This window comes from Pseudomonas sp. D8002 (assembly GCF_013385695.1).
In the GTDB taxonomy this organism is placed as follows: domain Bacteria; phylum Pseudomonadota; class Gammaproteobacteria; order Pseudomonadales; family Pseudomonadaceae; genus Aquipseudomonas.
Genome location: NZ_JACAPM010000006.1, coordinates 239,803 through 255,669 on the forward strand (window position 1 = coordinate 239,803; position 15,867 = coordinate 255,669).

General features: G+C 59.3%; 13 protein-coding genes. 9 read left to right on the forward strand and 4 right to left on the reverse strand.

The window, feature by feature from the left end; genetic code table 11:
- Window position 1 precedes the first annotated feature (1 nt).
- Both HX807_RS04475 and HX807_RS04480 read right to left on the reverse strand, forming a co-directional pair.
- The gene (locus tag HX807_RS04475) at window positions 2-790 is read right to left on the reverse strand and encodes a VacJ family lipoprotein (RefSeq protein WP_003210582.1); all 789 of its coding nucleotides are present in this window, start codon (window positions 788-790) and stop codon (window positions 2-4) included.
- On the reverse strand, window positions 783-2,081 hold the full coding sequence (locus tag HX807_RS04480; RefSeq protein ID WP_003210581.1) for a hypothetical protein: 1,299 nt from the start codon (window positions 2,079-2,081) through the stop codon (window positions 783-785). The genes HX807_RS04475 and HX807_RS04480 overlap by 8 nt, the downstream gene beginning before the upstream one ends.
- 236 nt (window positions 2,082-2,317) lie before the next feature.
- On the opposite strand from HX807_RS04480, the gene HX807_RS04485 reads away from it, so the two are divergent.
- Window positions 2,318-2,686, forward strand: coding sequence for a hypothetical protein (locus tag HX807_RS04485; protein WP_177049340.1), 369 nt, complete (start codon window positions 2,318-2,320; stop codon window positions 2,684-2,686).
- A gap of 88 nt (window positions 2,687-2,774) precedes the next feature.
- Here HX807_RS04485 and HX807_RS04490 read toward each other — a convergent pair whose 3' ends face one another.
- A complete protein-coding gene (locus tag HX807_RS04490) occupies window positions 2,775-4,328 on the reverse strand; it encodes a glycosyl hydrolase family 17 protein (protein ID WP_177049342.1) in 1,554 nt (517 codons plus the stop codon).
- A 330-nt stretch (window positions 4,329-4,658) separates the two neighbouring features.
- Here HX807_RS04490 and HX807_RS04495 point away from each other — a divergent pair, with 330 nt between their 5' ends.
- The 3 genes from HX807_RS04495 to HX807_RS04505 all read left to right on the forward strand — a co-directional run bounded on the left by HX807_RS04495 (window position 4,659) and on the right by HX807_RS04505 (window position 7,716).
- Window positions 4,659-5,510: a glycine betaine ABC transporter substrate-binding protein gene (locus tag HX807_RS04495; RefSeq protein ID WP_177049344.1), complete on the forward strand. Its 852-nt coding sequence runs from the start codon at window positions 4,659-4,661 to the stop codon at window positions 5,508-5,510.
- Window positions 5,511-5,749: 239 nt separating this feature from the next.
- On the forward strand, window positions 5,750-6,061 hold the full coding sequence (locus HX807_RS04500; RefSeq protein ID WP_003210577.1) for a DUF485 domain-containing protein: 312 nt from the start codon (window positions 5,750-5,752) through the stop codon (window positions 6,059-6,061).
- Window positions 6,058-7,716, forward strand: a complete 1,659-nt coding sequence (locus tag HX807_RS04505; protein WP_003210576.1) for a cation acetate symporter — start codon at window positions 6,058-6,060, stop codon at window positions 7,714-7,716. The genes HX807_RS04500 and HX807_RS04505 overlap by 4 nt, the downstream gene beginning before the upstream one ends.
- Window positions 7,717-7,878: 162 nt before the next feature.
- On the opposite strand, the gene gltA is transcribed toward HX807_RS04505, so the two are convergent.
- Entirely contained in the window at window positions 7,879-9,168 is a 1,290-nt protein-coding gene (gene gltA, locus HX807_RS04510) for a citrate synthase (RefSeq protein ID WP_003210575.1), read from the reverse strand.
- 363 nt (window positions 9,169-9,531) lie between these two features.
- On the opposite strand from gltA, the gene sdhC reads away from it, so the two are divergent.
- From sdhC to HX807_RS04535, 5 genes are all read left to right on the forward strand, one after another.
- Window positions 9,532-9,906: a succinate dehydrogenase, cytochrome b556 subunit gene (gene sdhC / locus HX807_RS04515; protein WP_008433998.1), complete on the forward strand. Its 375-nt coding sequence runs from the start codon at window positions 9,532-9,534 to the stop codon at window positions 9,904-9,906.
- On the forward strand, window positions 9,900-10,268 hold the full coding sequence (gene sdhD / locus HX807_RS04520; protein ID WP_003210573.1) for a succinate dehydrogenase, hydrophobic membrane anchor protein: 369 nt from the start codon (window positions 9,900-9,902) through the stop codon (window positions 10,266-10,268). Before sdhC ends, sdhD begins: the two co-directional genes overlap by 7 nt.
- A 3-nt stretch (window positions 10,269-10,271) precedes the next feature.
- A complete protein-coding gene (gene sdhA, locus HX807_RS04525; RefSeq protein WP_003210572.1) occupies window positions 10,272-12,047 on the forward strand; it encodes a succinate dehydrogenase flavoprotein subunit in 1,776 nt (591 codons plus the stop codon).
- An 11-nt stretch (window positions 12,048-12,058) separates the two neighbouring features.
- A complete protein-coding gene (locus HX807_RS04530; RefSeq protein ID WP_003210571.1) occupies window positions 12,059-12,763 on the forward strand; it encodes a succinate dehydrogenase iron-sulfur subunit in 705 nt (234 codons plus the stop codon).
- Window positions 12,764-13,025: 262 nt separating this feature from the next.
- Entirely contained in the window at window positions 13,026-15,857 is a 2,832-nt protein-coding gene (locus HX807_RS04535; RefSeq protein ID WP_003210570.1) for a 2-oxoglutarate dehydrogenase E1 component, read from the forward strand.
- The last annotated feature ends 10 nt before the right edge of the window (window positions 15,858-15,867 follow it).

Below are 15,867 nucleotides of genomic sequence, written 5' to 3' on the forward strand. Positions count from 1 at the left end.
ATTACTCGGCGATCTGCAACTTGCGCGCCTCGGTGTACACGTAGCGCACCTTTTCATACTCGAACGGCGAGTTCATCTGGCCGTAGCGGAAGCTGGTCTGGTAGCGCTTGTCGACGGCGCGCAGGGCCCAGATTTCCGGGTGGTTTTCGCTGACCTTGGACACGTTCAGGAAGTTGATCTCGGTCTCGGCGCCGTAGTCCACCAGCAGGCCGGTGGTATCCCGCAGGTTCGACGGACCAAACAGCGGCAGCACCAGGTAGGCGCCGCCCGGTACACCGTAGAAGCCCAGGGTCTGGCCGAAGTCTTCGCTCTGGCGCGGCAGGCCCATGGCGGTGGCCGGGTCCCACAGGCCGGCGATGCCGATGGTGGTGTTGAGCAGCAGGCGGCCGGTGGTTTCCAGGGAACGATGGCCCTTGAGCTGCAGCAGGCTGTTCAGCAGGTTGGGTACATCCCCGAGGTTGTTGAAGAAGTTGCTGACGCCGGTACGCAGGAAGCTCGGGGTGACATAGCGGTAACCGTCCACCACGGGCAGGAACACCCACTGGTCGAAGCGGTAGTTGAAGTGGTAGACCCGGCGGTTCCACGACTCCAGCGGGTCGTAGACATTCAGCGCGTTGACCGACGAGCGCTCGAACTCACGCTGGTCCAGGCCAGGGTTGAACTTGAGGTGGCTCAGGGGCTCCTTGAAGCCGTCGGAGTCCACTACGGTTGGCGTGTGGGCCTTGCTGTTGTCGGCATTGGCCACGCCCGCGCACATCAGGGCGGCGAGCAGCAGAAGATATTTAGCCACGGAAGAACTCCAGCATGGCGTCGGCGTTGACGCGGTAGTTGAGGTTGCCGCAATGGCCGCCCAGGGGGTAGACGGTCAAGCGATCGCCGAAGGTTTTACGCAGGAAGCCAAGGTCGCCAGGGCCCAGGATCACGTCGTCGGCGTTGTGCATGACGGCGATTTTCGGGCTGTCGTGCAGGTAGTCCTTGAGGGCATACAGGCTGACCTGGTCAACCAGTTGCAGCAGGCTGCCGCCGTCGGAACGGGCGCGCCACATCGGGATCACCTGTTCGGTGAGGTAGCAGTCGAAGTCGCACTGCAGCGCACGCTTGAGGAACGGCGTGAGGCTGGTGCCTTCGCTGATCGGGTACTTGGGCGGGATGATCAGGCCGCGACGGTTGATCAGGTCCGAGGTGAAGGCAATGTCGGCCGCCGAGAAGCGGAATGAAGTGCCGATCAGCATCGCCATCTGTTCGTTGGTCAGGTGTTCCTTGGAGTTCTGGAAGTCGTACAGCAGGGCATCGTTGAGGTCGATGTAGCCCTTTTGCTGGAAGTAGCGGGTCAGTTTGTTCAACACCAGCTCATAGAAGGTGGTGCTGTTGTTGATGCCCTTGACCTCGGTCTGCACCAGTTTGTCGAGGTTGGTGATCGAGGTATAGAGGTTGACCGGCGGGTTCAGCAGCAGGACTTTCTTGAAGTTGAAGCTGCGACGGGTTTCGTCCAGCTTGCTGACAAAGGCTGCGTCGAGGGCGCCGAGGCTGTAGCCGGTGAGGTAGAAGTCGGTCACGGGCAGCGTCGGGTTTTGCGCGCGTACGGCCTGCATCACGCGGTACATGTCTTCGGCGTCTTCCTGGCTGATGCCGGGAGTGGCGAAGCGCGAGGCGGCGGCGATGAAGTCGAAGCTGGTGGGGGACGACAGCTGGACGACGTGGTAGCCGGCCTTGTAGTAGAGCTTTTTCAGGTATTCGTTGATGGTGCTGTCAAAGCGTGCGCCGGTGCCGGCAATCAGGAAGATCAGCGGTGCGGCACGGTCCTGCTTGGCGATGCGGTAGGTGAGTTTCTTCACCGCCCAGAAGTTGTCAGGCAGGCTGAACTCGCGCTCGGGACGCATCGTCAGGGTGTAGTCGGACTGATTGATTTGATCGTCCGATGGCAGTTCCGGCCGCAGGTTCGGCGGGGTGGTGGCGATGGTCGCTTCAAACGGGTTGGTCAAAGGGTAGCCATAGCTGGCCTGGTCGATATCGACCGCCAGTGCTGACGCACTCAGAAAAAGGCTGCCCAACAGGGCCGCACAGCGCAAGGAACGGAGCATGACTAAATCCCTAAGAGGAAAACGTGCTGAAGTGGAGTTCGCAGGCTATGACCACCGCGTTGCTGCCGAAGTGCCAGCCTTCGGCACTAAAAGTCGGAAAAAACGTCGGAATCGGGGTAATAGTAGCGAGACGATACACTTTGGCACGCCTTAATGAACACTTATCTGTTTGCAAAACTTGCCAACGGCCACCGGGGGATTAAGCTGGGCGCCGTTTTCGCCTATCGGAGTGCCCCATGTCCCGCCGTTTTCCGCTGATCCTGTTGCTTATTGCCCTGCCGCTTTGGCTGGCCGCCAGTTATGGCGCGCGTTACGGATTCATGGAGGATGGCCGTTGGGTGGGCATTTGCGCTGACGAAGCCAGCCGCTGGGAATGCCAGGTGCGTTCCAACCTGGGGTTGATGATTCACTTCAAGGTGCTGGGCTGGGCGGCGCTGGTCACGGCGGTGCTGGCGTTTTTCGTGCCGGGCCGGGCCGGGTGGGGATTGGCGGTGTTGGCGCTGGTGTTCGGGTTTCCGGCGTTGGCGTTGTACAACACGACCTTTGCGGTGTTTGCGGTGGTGATTGCGGGGTTGCGGTTGGTCAGGGCGCCTCGGGCAGCCTGACAGGGCCCCATCGCAGGCAAGCCAGCTCCCACATTTGACCGTGTTCACAGATCCAAATGTGGGAGCTGGCTTGCCTGCGATAGCGGTCTTAAGCCTTGCGCACCCGTAAGCAACGCCACAAGGCTACGACCATGAACAGGCTCACCACCGCCCAACCCCACGCCTGCTGGTTCATCAACCCTTCACGGAACAACTGCGGCGCAATACCGGCACCGATGATGAACGCCAGCAATGCAATCTCCCGCCGCAGCCCGCTCACCGGACGCACCAGGTACACCAGCGCCGGCAGCACCAGCGCGGCACTCGGGAAGCTGCGGTAACGCGGGTCAAATACCAGCGCCAGCATCATGACCGCACCGGCAAACCCGGCGATTGCCACCAGCCAGCCAGCGCGCTGCTCCAGCCAGTTGAAGGCGCGTTCGCGCCAACCTTCTCGCGCACTCAACGCCAGGGCGGCGTGAGCCAGTACCGCAAGGTTCAAGGCCACCAGCAATCCAGCCCACACCCACTCATCCGTGAAGCGCGCGGTGACCCGGTTCAACTCGGCCCAGGTGCCGATCGAGCAGGCCGCCACGGCGCCCAGCAATGGCAACAACAACGCAGCCCGGGCCGTGCGCACGCGGCCACCCAGCAGCAGCGTGCCCAGCAGGATAATCCCGCCAACCCCCAGCCACAGCGGCCAGTACGGCACATTGGTCACCGGGCCGGCGAGCACGCCCTTGTCCTGGCGATCCGCATCAAACAGGCCCCAGTAACCCCCCACCGCCCCTTCACTGGCGCGTTTCCACGGCTGGTCAAAGGCTTCGATCAGGTTGTAGTGCCAGCCATTGGCTTCGGCCATGGCCACGAACCCGCGCATGAATTTCGCTTCGTTGACCCGGCTCGGCACCGCCGTTTCCCGCTGGCGGCCTTCGCTCGGCCAGCCGGTCTCGCCGATCATCACGTCCTTGGGGGCGAACTTGTTGCCGAAGGTCTGGCGCACATCGCCCACGTGCTTGAGCGCCTGGTCGATGCCCGAGGGGTCATCTTCCCAGTACGGCAGCAGGTGGATGGTCAGGAAGTCCACGGCCGGGGCGATTTCCGGGTGTTGCAGCCAGAACTCCCACACATCGGCATAGGTGACCGGTTGCTTGATATGGTCCTTGACGTGATGGATCAACTTGACCAACTGCCCGGCGGTGACTTCCTTGCGCAGCAGGGTTTCGTTGCCGACGATCACCGAGGTGACGACGTCGGGGTTGGCATTGGCCGAAGCGATCAGTGCCTCGACTTCCTTGGCGGTGGCCACCGGATCACTGCTGACCCATGCGCCGCTCATCAGCTTCAGGCCGTGTTTGCGCGCCAGTGCCGGCAAGTCTTCAAGGCCGGTCTGGGAGTAGGTGCGAATGCATTCGAAACGGGTGGCCAGCAACGCCAGGTCGGCATCCATGCGCTCGGGGCGCAGTTTGAACGGCTGGTCGAACGGCGACTGGTCTTTGTCGAAGGGCGTGTAGGACGCACATTGCAGCTTGTGGCTGGCGCTGGCCACGTCCGGCAGCACCACCGGTTGGCCAAGGCTGTACCAATAGCCGCCGAGGGCCAGCACACCGAGGATCAGGGCAAATAAATAGGGCAGGAGCGGGAAACGTGCAGTCGCGGGCATGATCAGGCCGTCTGGGGGCAAAGGCGCGCATCTTACCCGGATTTGAGCCGTCCCAGTGGGGCCGCATAATTTTGACATGCAAAGTTCGGGCGGGATCGTCGGTGAATGTCCTACAAATCATCCTGCTGGCGATGTGATGTCGTTTCTTGCTTACCTGAGGTCGCAGTCAGAGCAGGTCGCTTGTGGCAGCAGGTTGATGATCGAAGTGTCAGCCCTCCACTGATGAGGCACCCACGTGATCGATGCGCGTGAAGGGGGCGCGGTGCACCACATAACAACAGGTTGACGTCGCTCGGCATCCGCCGGGCGCAGCACTTTCGGGGAAGCACTATGAAGATGCGACGACTCTTGGGCGCAGCTGCCACTCTGGTAGTTGCGATGAGCTCCACACTGGCCAGCGCCGACAGCAAAACCCTGAGCATCGGCTATGTGGATGGCTGGTCGGACAGTGTCGCCACCACCCACGTGGCGGCAGAAGTGATCAAGCAAAAGCTCGGTTATGACGTGAAACTGCAAGCGGTCGCCACCGGGATCATGTGGCAAGGCGTGGCCACCGGCAAACTCGACGCCATGCTCTCCGCCTGGTTGCCGGTGACCCACGGTGAATACTGGGCCAAGAACAAGGACAAGGTGGCCGACTACGGCCCCAACTTCAAGGACGCCAAGATCGGCCTGATCGTGCCTGAGTACGTGAAAGCCAAATCCATCGAAGACCTCAAGACCGACACCACCTTCAAGAACAAGATCGTGGGTATCGACGCCGGTTCAGGTGTGATGCTCAAGACCGACGAAGCAATCAAGGCCTATGGCCTGGACTACAAGCTGCAAGCCAGCTCGGGTGCGGCGATGATCGCCGAGTTGACCCGTGCCGAAGACAAACAGGAATCCATTGCGGTCACCGGCTGGGTGCCACACTGGATGTTCGCCAAGTGGAAACTGCGTTTCCTGGACGACCCAAAAGGAATTTATGGTGCTGCTGAGACCGTCAACAGCATCGGCAGCAAAGGCCTGGAAAAGAAAGCCCCGGAAGTCGTGGCGTTCCTGAAGAAATTCCAGTGGGCCTCCAAGGATGAAATCGGCGAAGTCATGCTGGCGATCCAAGAGGGCGCCAAGCCTGAAGCGGCGGCCAAGGACTGGGTGGCCAAGCACCCTGAGCGCGTCGCCGAGTGGACTGCTAAGTAAGTCTCTTGTGGGAGCTGGCTTGCCTGCGATGCAGACGCCTCGGTGCACTTGATGTATCGAGGTGATCCCATCGCGGGCAAGCCCGGCTCCCACATTATTTCGCCCCCGCAATTATTCCTGCGCCTTCAATATCCCTCGCTACACTCCTTCTACTACTAAGGTCGTCTGGAACCTGTTCCTCAGCCGCATACAGTGGATATGTTCCAATAATAAAAAGCTGTGCTGCGAGGATAAAAACAATGAACGACAGCATTTACCTCTCGATTCAAAACAGCCCGCGTTTCAAGGAGCTGGTTAGTAAAAGGGAAAGATTCGCCTGGATTCTCTCGGCAATCATGCTTGGGCTTTACTCCGCTTTCATTCTTCTGATTGCCTATGGGCCGCAAATACTGGGGGCCAAGATCAGCCCCGGTTCGTCCATCACGTGGGGGATCCCTATCGGGGTCGGGCTGATTGTGTCGGCCTTCGTCCTCACCGGCATCTATGTACGACGCGCCAACGGCGAATTCGACGACTTGAACAATGCGATTCTCAAGGAGGCTGCGCAATGATCCGTCGTCTATTGGCTGTACTCGGCGCTTCGGCCTTTGCACCTGCCGTTTGGGCGGCCGATGCACTGACCGGCGAAGTGCATAAACAACCGCTGAATATCGCAGCGATCCTGATGTTCGTGGCCTTCGTCGGCGCGACCTTGTGCATCACCTACTGGGCGTCCAAGCGCAACAAGTCGGCGGCCGACTACTATGCGGCCGGCGGCAAGATCACCGGGTTCCAGAACGGTCTGGCGATTGCCGGTGACTACATGTCGGCAGCCTCCTTCCTGGGGATTTCCGCGCTGGTGTTCACCTCCGGCTACGACGGCCTGATCTACTCGATCGGCTTCCTGGTGGGCTGGCCGATCATTCTGTTCCTGATCGCCGAGCGCCTGCGTAACCTGGGCAAATACACCTTTGCCGACGTGGCGTCCTATCGCCTGGGGCAAACCCAGATCCGCAGCCTGTCGGCCTGTGGCTCTTTGGTGGTGGTGGCGTTCTACCTGATCGCGCAGATGGTCGGCGCGGGCAAGCTGATCCAGCTGCTGTTCGGCCTGGATTATCACGTCGCGGTGATCCTGGTAGGCATCCTGATGTGCCTCTATGTGTTGTTCGGCGGCATGCTGGCGACCACCTGGGTGCAGATCATCAAGGCAGTGCTGTTGCTGTCCGGTGCCTCGTTCATGGCGCTGATGGTGATGAAACACGTCAACTTCGACTTCAACATGTTGTTTGCCGAGGCGATCAAGGTTCACCCTAAAGGTGAAGCGATCATGAGCCCGGGCGGCCTGGTGAAAGACCCGATTTCGGCGTTCTCCCTCGGCCTGGCACTGATGTTCGGTACCGCCGGCCTGCCGCACATCCTGATGCGCTTCTTCACTGTGAGTGACGCAAAGGAAGCTCGCAAGAGCGTGCTGTATGCCACTGGCTTCATCGGCTACTTCTATATCCTGACCTTCATCATCGGCTTCGGCGCGATCCTGCTGGTCAGCACCAACCCGGCGTTCAAGGATGCTGCAGGTGCCTTGCTCGGCGGTAACAACATGGCGGCGGTGCACCTGGCCAACGCGGTGGGCGGCAGTATCTTCCTGGGCTTCATCTCGGCCGTGGCGTTTGCCACCATCCTGGCAGTGGTTGCCGGTTTGACCCTCGCGGGTGCTTCGGCGGTGTCCCATGACCTGTACGCCAGCGTGATCAAGAAAGGCAAGGCCAACGAGAAGGATGAGATTCGCGTATCGAAGATCACCACCATCGCCCTGGCAGTACTGGCGATTGGCTTGGGCATCCTGTTTGAAAGCCAGAACATCGCGTTCATGGTGGGCCTGGCGTTCTCCATTGCGGCCAGCTGTAACTTCCCGGTGCTGCTGCTTTCCATGTACTGGAAAAACCTCACCACCCGCGGTGCGATGATTGGTGGCTGGCTGGGCTTGATCAGTGCCGTTGGCCTGATGATCCTCGGCCCGACCATCTGGGTCTCGATCCTGCACCATGAGAAGGCGATCTTCCCTTACGAGTACCCGGCGCTGTTCTCGATGATCATTGCGTTCATCGGCATCTGGTTCTTCTCCATCACCGACAAGTCGGCGGCGGCAGAGAAGGAACGTGCGCTGTACTTCCCGCAGTTTGTGCGTTCGCAGACTGGCCTGGGGGCGAGTGGGGCGGTTAGCCACTAAGCCTGTAACAGTTCCAAAAAATGCCCCGGTCGTGAGATCGGGGCTTTTTTTGCCTTTATTGGTAACAGATACGACAAAACTGTTTCTCAAATCCGGCACAAATAAAAACGGCCTCCCTATCACAAAGGAGGCCGTTTTCGGTGTAGCCAAGTAGCGATCAGCTTACTTGCGGTCTTCCAGCTTGGTGATGTCACGCGACTCGTAGCCAGTGTACAGCTGGCGCGGACGGCCAATCTTGTACGGGCTGGAGAGCATTTCTTTCCAGTGGGAGATCCAGCCCACGGTCCGCGCCAGGGCGAAGATCACGGTGAACATGCTGGTTGGAATGCCGATCGCCTTGAGGATGATCCCCGAGTAGAAGTCGACGTTCGGGTACAGCGAGCGCTCGATGAAGTACGGGTCGGTCAGGGCGATCTCTTCCAGGCGCATGGCCAGTTCGAGTTGCGGATCGTTCTTGATGCCCAGTTCCTTCAACACTTCGTCGCAGGTCTTCTTCATTACGGTGGCGCGCGGGTCGCGGTTCTTGTAGACCCGGTGACCGAAGCCCATCAACTTGAACGGATCGTTCTTGTCCTTGGCCTTGGCGATGAACTTGTCGATGTTCGAGACATCGCCGATTTCATCGAGCATGGTCAATACGGCTTCGTTCGCACCGCCGTGGGCAGGGCCCCACAGTGCGGCGATACCGGCGGCGATACAGGCGAACGGGTTGGCACCCGAGGAGCCCGCCAGGCGCACGGTAGAGGTCGAGGCGTTCTGTTCGTGGTCGGCGTGGAGGATGAAGATCTTGTCCATCGCGGCGGCCAGCACCGGGCTGATCGGTTTGATCTCGCACGGGGTGTTGAACATCATGTGCAGGAAGTTTTCCGCGTACGTCAGGTCGTTGCGCGGGTACATCATGGGTTGACCCATGGAGTACTTGTAAACCATTGCGGCCAGGGTCGGCATCTTGGCAACCAGGCGGATCGCGGAGATTTCGCGATGCTGCGGGTTATTGATGTCCAGGGAGTCGTGATAGAAGGCCGACAGGGCGCCGACTACGCCGCACATGACGGCCATCGGGTGGGCGTCGCGACGGAAGCCGTTGAAGAAGGTCTTCAACTGCTCGTGAACCATGGTGTGGTTCTTTACGGTGCTGACAAACTGGGCCTTTTGCTCAGCTGTTGGCAATTCGCCATTAAGCAGCAGGTAGCAGGTTTCCAGGTAGTCCGACTGTTCAGCAAGCTGTTCGATCGGGTAGCCGCGGTGCAGCAGGATACCGTTATCACCGTCGATATAGGTGATCTTCGACTCGCATGAGGCGGTCGACATGAAGCCTGGGTCGAAAGTAAAACGGCCCGTGGCCGTCAGGCCCCGTACGTCGATAACATCGGGACCAACGGTGCCGGTTAAAATGGGCAGCTCGACGGGGGCTGCGCCCTCGATGATCAACTGCGCTTTTTTGTCAGCCATGTGGCCTCCTATTTATGCTTCAAATCATCAGACAGACCCCCCACGCAGGGCCCGCACCACTATAGTGAGATAAATTCAGATGTCAATTTGCCTAAAGTCTTGCTCCAGAAGGCTTTAACCGTACTTTTTCCTCGAAATTACCTGCCATTTACGCCTTTTATGCCGCCAGCGCAATGCGCTATTAGGGTGAGGAGTGCGCGTTGTCATTAGTTGCCTAACTGTCTATACTCGGCCTCCGACCGCCAGGGGCTTTTGGGCCCGTTTTGATGGGGGTCGCACTCCCTGGGTGGTGGTTACCTGACCAGTGCACTCCCCAACAACTTTGCCCTGATTGTTAGGGGCTCTTCAGTGTGAAAAAAAGCCGTGAATAGCCAACGACCTGTAAACCTAGACCTAAGGACCATCAAACTCCCCATCACCGGCGTAACGTCGTTCCTGCACCGTGTATCCGGCATCATCCTGTTTCTTGGCCTGGGCATCATGCTTTATGCATTGAGCAAATCCCTGGGTTCGGAAGAAGGGTACGCCGAGGTGAAGGCATGCTTGACCAGTCCGCTGGCCAAATTCGTCGCCTGGGGCCTCCTGTCCGCTCTGCTTTATCACCTTGTGGCCGGTATTCGCCACTTGATCATGGACATGGGTATCGGTGAGACGCTGGAAGGCGGCAAGCTGGGCTCGAAAATCGTCATCGCCATTTCCGTGGTGCTGATCGTTCTGGCGGGAGTTTGGATATGGTAACCAGCGTTACGAACCTGTCGCGTTCGGGCCTCTATGACTGGATGGCGCAACGTGTGTCTGCGGTTGTTCTCGCGGCTTATTTCATCTTCCTGATCGGGTACCTCGCGGCGAACCCTGGCATTGGCTACGCCCAATGGCACGGCCTGTTCGCTCACAACGGGATGCGCATCTTCAGTCTGCTGGCCCTTGTAGCCCTGGGCGCTCACGCCTGGGTTGGCATGTGGACCATCGCGACCGACTACCTGACGCCGATGGCGCTGGGCAAGTCCGCGACAGCAGTACGGTTTCTCTTCCAGGCAGTATGCGGCGTCGCGATGTTCGCTTACTTCGTCTGGGGTGTGCAGATTCTTTGGGGTATCTGATTCATGGCTAACACAGTTAATACGCTTTCATTCGACGCCATCATCATTGGCGGCGGCGGTGCCGGCATGCGCGCTGCGCTGCAACTGGCCCAGGGCGGTCACAAGACTGCCGTGATCACCAAGGTGTTCCCGACCCGTTCCCACACCGTTTCGGCCCAGGGTGGCATCACGTGCGCCATCGCCTCCGCCGATCCAAACGATGACTGGCGCTGGCACATGTACGATACCGTCAAGGGTTCCGACTATATCGGTGACCAGGACGCTATCGAATACATGTGCTCCGTAGGCCCGGAAGCGGTCTTCGAGCTGGAACACATGGGTCTGCCGTTCTCCCGTACCGAACAGGGTCGCATCTACCAGCGTCCGTTCGGCGGTCAGTCGAAAGACTTCGGTAAGGGTGGCCAGGCCGCTCGTACCTGTGCCGCAGCCGACCGTACCGGTCACGCGCTGTTGCACACCCTGTACCAGGCCAACCTGAAGGCCGGCACCGTATTCCTCAACGAATACTACGGCGTCGACCTGGTGAAGAACGAAGACGGTGCCTTTGTAGGCATGATCGTTATCTGCATCGAAACCGGCGAAACCTCTTACGTGCGGGCTAACGCCACCGTATTGGCGACCGGCGGTGCAGGCCGTATCTACTCTTCGACTACCAACGCCCTGATCAACACCGGTGACGGTATCGGCATGGCCCTGCGTGCAGGCGTTCCGGTACAAGACATCGAAATGTGGCAGTTCCACCCGACCGGCATCGCCGGCGCCGGTGTACTGGTTACAGAAGGTTGCCGTGGTGAAGGTGGTTACCTGATCAACAAGAACGGCGAGCGCTTCATGGAGCGTTATGCTCCGAACGCCAAAGACCTTGCCGGTCGTGACGTTGTAGCCCGTTCCATGGTTAAAGAGATCATCGCCGGTAACGGCTGTGGTCCCGATGGCGACCACGTGATGCTGAAGCTCGATCACCTCGGTGAAGAAGTGCTGCACAGCCGTCTGCCAGGCATCATGGAGCTGTCCAAGACCTTTGCCCACGTTGACCCGGCTGTTGCGCCGATCCCGGTTGTTCCAACTTGCCACTATATGATGGGCGGCGTTGCCACCAACATTCATGGCCAGGCGATCACCCAGGACGCCGACGGTGTCGACCAGATCATCCCTGGTCTGTTCGCGGTAGGTGAAGTGGCGTGCGTATCGGTTCACGGTGCCAACCGTCTGGGCGGCAACTCGCTGCTCGACCTGGTGGTATTCGGTCGTGCCGCCGGCCTGTTCCTGGAACAGACCCTGAAGGAAGGCGTTGATTACGCGCGTCCACGCCAGTCCGACATCGACGCTGCCCTGGCACGTCTGGATGGCCTGAACTCGCGTACCGATGGCGAAGACGTCGCCTCCCTGCGCAAAGAGCTGCAAAGCTGCATGCAGAACTACTTCGGTGTGTTCCGTACCGGCGAATACATGCAGAAAGGTATCGCCCAGCTGGCTGACCTGCGTACGCGCATCGCCAACGTCAAGATCAACGACAAGAGCCAGGCGTTCAACACCGCTCGAATCGAAGCCCTTGAGCTGCAAAACCTGCTGGAAGTGGCTGAAGCGACTGCCATCGCCGCCGAGGTTCGTAAAGAATCCCGTGGTGCTCACGCTCGTGAAGACTATGAAGACCGCGACGACGAAAACTGGTTGTGCCACACCCTGTACTTCCCGGGTGACAAGCGCGTAACCAAGCGTGCCGTGAACTTCTCGCCGAAGACGGTTCCGACGTTTGAACCGAAGATTCGGACTTACTAAGGGTGGCTGCCATGTTGAAAGTCAGTGTTTATCGCTACAACCCTGATCAGGACGCTGCGCCGTTCATGCAGGAATTCCAGGTCGATACCGGTGGTAAGGACCTGATGGTGCTGGACGTGCTGGCCCTGGTTAAAGAGCAGGACGAAGGTTTCTCCTATCGTCGCTCTTGCCGTGAGGGTGTCTGCGGCTCCGACGGCATGAACATCAACGGCAAGAACGGCCTGGCGTGCATCACGCCGCTGTCTTCCGTGGTGAAAGGCAACAAGTTGGTTGTTCGTCCGCTGCCAGGTTTGCCGGTTATCCGTGACCTGGTCGTCGATATGAGCATCTTCTACAAGCAATACGAGAAGGTTAAGCCATTCCTGCAGAACGACACGCCGGCTCCGGCCATCGAGCGTCTGCAGACTCCGGAAGAGCGCGAGAAGCTGGACGGTCTGTACGAGTGCATCCTGTGCGCTTGCTGCTCGACTTCCTGCCCGTCCTTCTGGTGGAACCCCGACAAGTTCCTGGGCCCAGCTGCCCTGCTGCAAGCGTACCGCTTCCTGGCAGACAGCCGTGACACCAAGACTGCCGAGCGTCTGGCTTCGCTGGATGACCCGTTCAGCGTATTCCGCTGCCGCGGGATCATGAACTGCGTCAACGTATGTCCCAAAGGCCTGAACCCGACTAAGGCCATTGGTCACGTACGTAGCATGCTGCTGCAAAGCGGCGTGTAACCGACGTTGTAGTAAAAGCAGGACCGTTGTGCCCGTAGATGCTACGGCGCAGGCTTCAACCGGCGCCGTAGTTTTAACTTGAGCAGCGACTTACAAAGACGCGGCTCTTATTTTGAAGAAATGAGACAAGCAGGGGCATTCGGGTTGGTACCCGAACTATCAGCGTGATCCTAAGTGGCTTGTTTTGGTCGCTGCACTTGGCCTTTTGCAAGCAAACTCGGTGTTTTCGCCGGTGGTGTCCCCAAATCGAGGGTGACCAAGCATGCAAGAAAGCGTGATGCAGCGCATGTGGAACAGCGGCTATCTTTCAGGTGGTAACGCTGCCTATGTGGAAGAGCTTTATGAGCTCTACCTGCACGACCCTAACGCTGTGCCAGAAGAATGGCGCACCAAATTTCAGACGTTGTCTTCAGACGGCAACGCTGCCACCGATGTATCGCACGCAACAATTCGCGATCAGTTCGTGCTGCTGGCAAAGAACCAGCGCCGCGCCCAGCCGGTTTCTGCCGCAAGCGTGAGCAGTGAGCACGAGAAGAAGCAAGTTGAAGTACTGCGACTGATCCAGGCCTACCGTATGCGTGGCCACCAGGCAGCCCAGCTTGACCCGCTGGGGCTGTGGCAGCGTCCTGCACCTGCAGACCTGTCGATCAATCATTACGGCTTGACCAATGCCGATCTTGATACGACCTTCCGTGCCGGCGACCTGTTCATCGGCAAAGAGGAAGCGAGCCTACGCGAAATTCACGAAGCGTTGCAGCAGACATATTGCCGCACCATCGGTGCCGAATTTACGCACATCACTGATTCCGAGCAGCGCCACTGGTTCCAGCACCGCCTTGAAGGCGTGCGTGGTCGCCCGGTGCTGTCTGCGGACGTCAAGAGCCACTTGCTCGAGCGCGTCACTGCAGCGGAAGGCCTGGAAAAATACCTGGGCACCAAATACCCGGGCACCAAGCGTTTCGGCCTGGAAGGCGGCGAAAGCCTGATCCCGATGCTCGACGAGCTGATCCAGCGTTCCGGTTCCTACGGCACCAAGGAAATCGTGATCGGCATGGCCCACCGTGGCCGCTTGAACGTGCTGGTCAACACCTTCGGCAAGAACCCGCGCGAGCTGTTCGACGAGTTCGAAGGCAAGAAGAAGGTCGAGCTGGGTTCCGGTGACGTTAAATATCACCAGGGCTTCTCGTCCAACGTAATGACCACCGGCGGTGAAGTTCACCTGGCCATGGCGTTCAACCCATCCCACCTGGAGATCGTTTCTCCAGTGGTCGAGGGGTCGGTACGTGCGCGCCAGGATCGTCGTAACGATTCCACCGGTGAGAAGGTCCTGCCGATTTCCATCCACGGTGACGCGGCGTTCGCCGGTCAGGGCGTGGTCCTGGAAACGTTCCAGATGTCGCAGACTCGCGGCTTCAAGACCGGTGGTACCGTTCACATCGTCATCAACAACCAGGTGGGCTTCACCATCAGCAACCCGCTGGACGCACGCTCTACCGAGTACGCGACCGACGTTGCCAAGATGATTCAGGCGCCGATCCTCCATGTGAATGGTGATGATCCGGAAGCCGTGTTGTTCGTGACCCAGTTGGCCATCGATTACCGCATGCAGTTCAAGCGTGACGTGGTCATCGACCTGGTCTGCTACCGTCGTCGCGGTCACAACGAAGCGGATGAGCCTAGCGGCACCCAACCGTTGATGTACCAGCAAATCACCAAGCAGCGCACCACCCGTGAGCTGTATGCCGATAGCCTGATCAAGGCCGGCGTGGTGGACGATGCACGTGTTCAGGCGAAGATCGATGAATACCGCAACGCGCTGGACAACGGCCTGCATGTCGTGAAAAGCCTGGTCAAGGAGCCGAACAAAGAGCTGTTCGTTGACTGGCGTCCGTACCTGGGCCACGCCTGGACGGCGCGTCACGACACCTCGTTCGATCTGAAGACCCTGCAGGAACTGTCGGCCAAGCTGCTGGAAATCCCAGACGGTTTCGTCGTACAGCGCCAGGTTGCGAAGATCTACGAAGACCGTCAGAAGATGCAAGCCGGCGGCCTGCCGATCAACTGGGGTTACGCTGAAACCATGGCGTACGCGACCCTGGCGTTCGAAGGTCACCCGATCCGCATGACCGGCCAGGACATCGGCCGCGGTACGTTCTCGCACCGTCACGCTGTGTTGCACAACCAGAAAGACGCGGGCACCTACATCCCGTTGCAGAACCTGTACGAAGGCCAGCCACGTTTCGACCTGTACGATTCGTTCCTGTCCGAAGAAGCCGTACTGGCGTTCGAATACGGTTACTCGACCACCACGCCTCAGGCGCTGGTGATCTGGGAAGCCCAGTTCGGCGACTTCGCCAACGGTGCCCAGGTGGTTATCGACCAGTTCATCACCAGCGGCGAGCACAAGTGGGGCCGTCTGTGCGGTCTGACCATGCTGCTGCCACACGGTTATGAAGGTCAGGGTCCGGAGCACTCCTCGGCCCGTCTGGAGCGTTACCTGCAATTGTGCGCCGAGCACAACATCCAGGTGTGCGTGCCGACTACCCCGGCCCAGATCTACCACTTACTGCGTCGCCAGGTGATCCGCCCGCTGCGCAAGCCGCTGGTAGTGCTGACGCCGAAATCGCTGCTGCGTCATAAATTGGCCATCTCGACCCTGGAAGATCTGGCGGATGGTTCGTTCCAGACCGTTATTTCAGAAATCGACACCCTGGACGCGGCCAAGGTCACTCGCCTGATCCTGTGCAGCGGCAAGGTTTACTACGATTTGCTGGAAAAACGTCGTGCCGAAGGCCGCGAAGACATCGCCATCGTGCGGATCGAGCAGCTTTACCCGTTCCCGGAAGACGACCTGATGGAGGCCATCGCGCCTTACACCAACCTCACCAATGTGGTGTGGTGTCAGGAAGAACCGATGAACCAGGGCGCGTGGTACAGCAGCCAGCATCATCTGCGTCGCAGCATCGGCAATCACAAACAGGCACTGGGCCTGGAGTACGCCGGTCGTGATGCTTCTGCTGCACCTGCGTGTGGTTATGCGTCGATGCACGCCGAGCAGCAGGAAAAACTGCTGCAAGATGCTTTCACTGTTTAACGCCTTCGCG

Bases quoted from the DNA above. Each gene is read 5' to 3' on its own strand.
- HX807_RS04480 (WP_003210581.1), bottom strand. From the start codon at position 2,081: ATGCTCCGTTCCTTGCGCTGTGCGGCCCTGTTGGGCAGCCTTTTTCTG.
- HX807_RS04485 (WP_177049340.1), top strand. From the start codon at position 2,318: ATGTCCCGCCGTTTTCCGCTGATCCTGTTGCTTATTGCCCTGCCGCTT.
- HX807_RS04490 (WP_177049342.1), bottom strand. From the start codon at position 4,328: ATGCCCGCGACTGCACGTTTCCCGCTCCTGCCCTATTTATTTGCCCTG.
- HX807_RS04495 (WP_177049344.1), top strand. From the start codon at position 4,659: ATGAAGATGCGACGACTCTTGGGCGCAGCTGCCACTCTGGTAGTTGCG.
- HX807_RS04500 (WP_003210577.1), top strand. From the start codon at position 5,750: ATGAACGACAGCATTTACCTCTCGATTCAAAACAGCCCGCGTTTCAAG.
- HX807_RS04505 (WP_003210576.1), top strand. From the start codon at position 6,058: ATGATCCGTCGTCTATTGGCTGTACTCGGCGCTTCGGCCTTTGCACCT.
- gltA (WP_003210575.1), bottom strand. From the start codon at position 9,168: ATGGCTGACAAAAAAGCGCAGTTGATCATCGAGGGCGCAGCCCCCGTC.
- sdhD (WP_003210573.1), top strand. From the start codon at position 9,900: ATGGTAACCAGCGTTACGAACCTGTCGCGTTCGGGCCTCTATGACTGG.
- sdhA (WP_003210572.1), top strand. From the start codon at position 10,272: ATGGCTAACACAGTTAATACGCTTTCATTCGACGCCATCATCATTGGC.
- HX807_RS04530 (WP_003210571.1), top strand. From the start codon at position 12,059: ATGTTGAAAGTCAGTGTTTATCGCTACAACCCTGATCAGGACGCTGCG.
- HX807_RS04535 (WP_003210570.1), top strand. From the start codon at position 13,026: ATGCAAGAAAGCGTGATGCAGCGCATGTGGAACAGCGGCTATCTTTCA.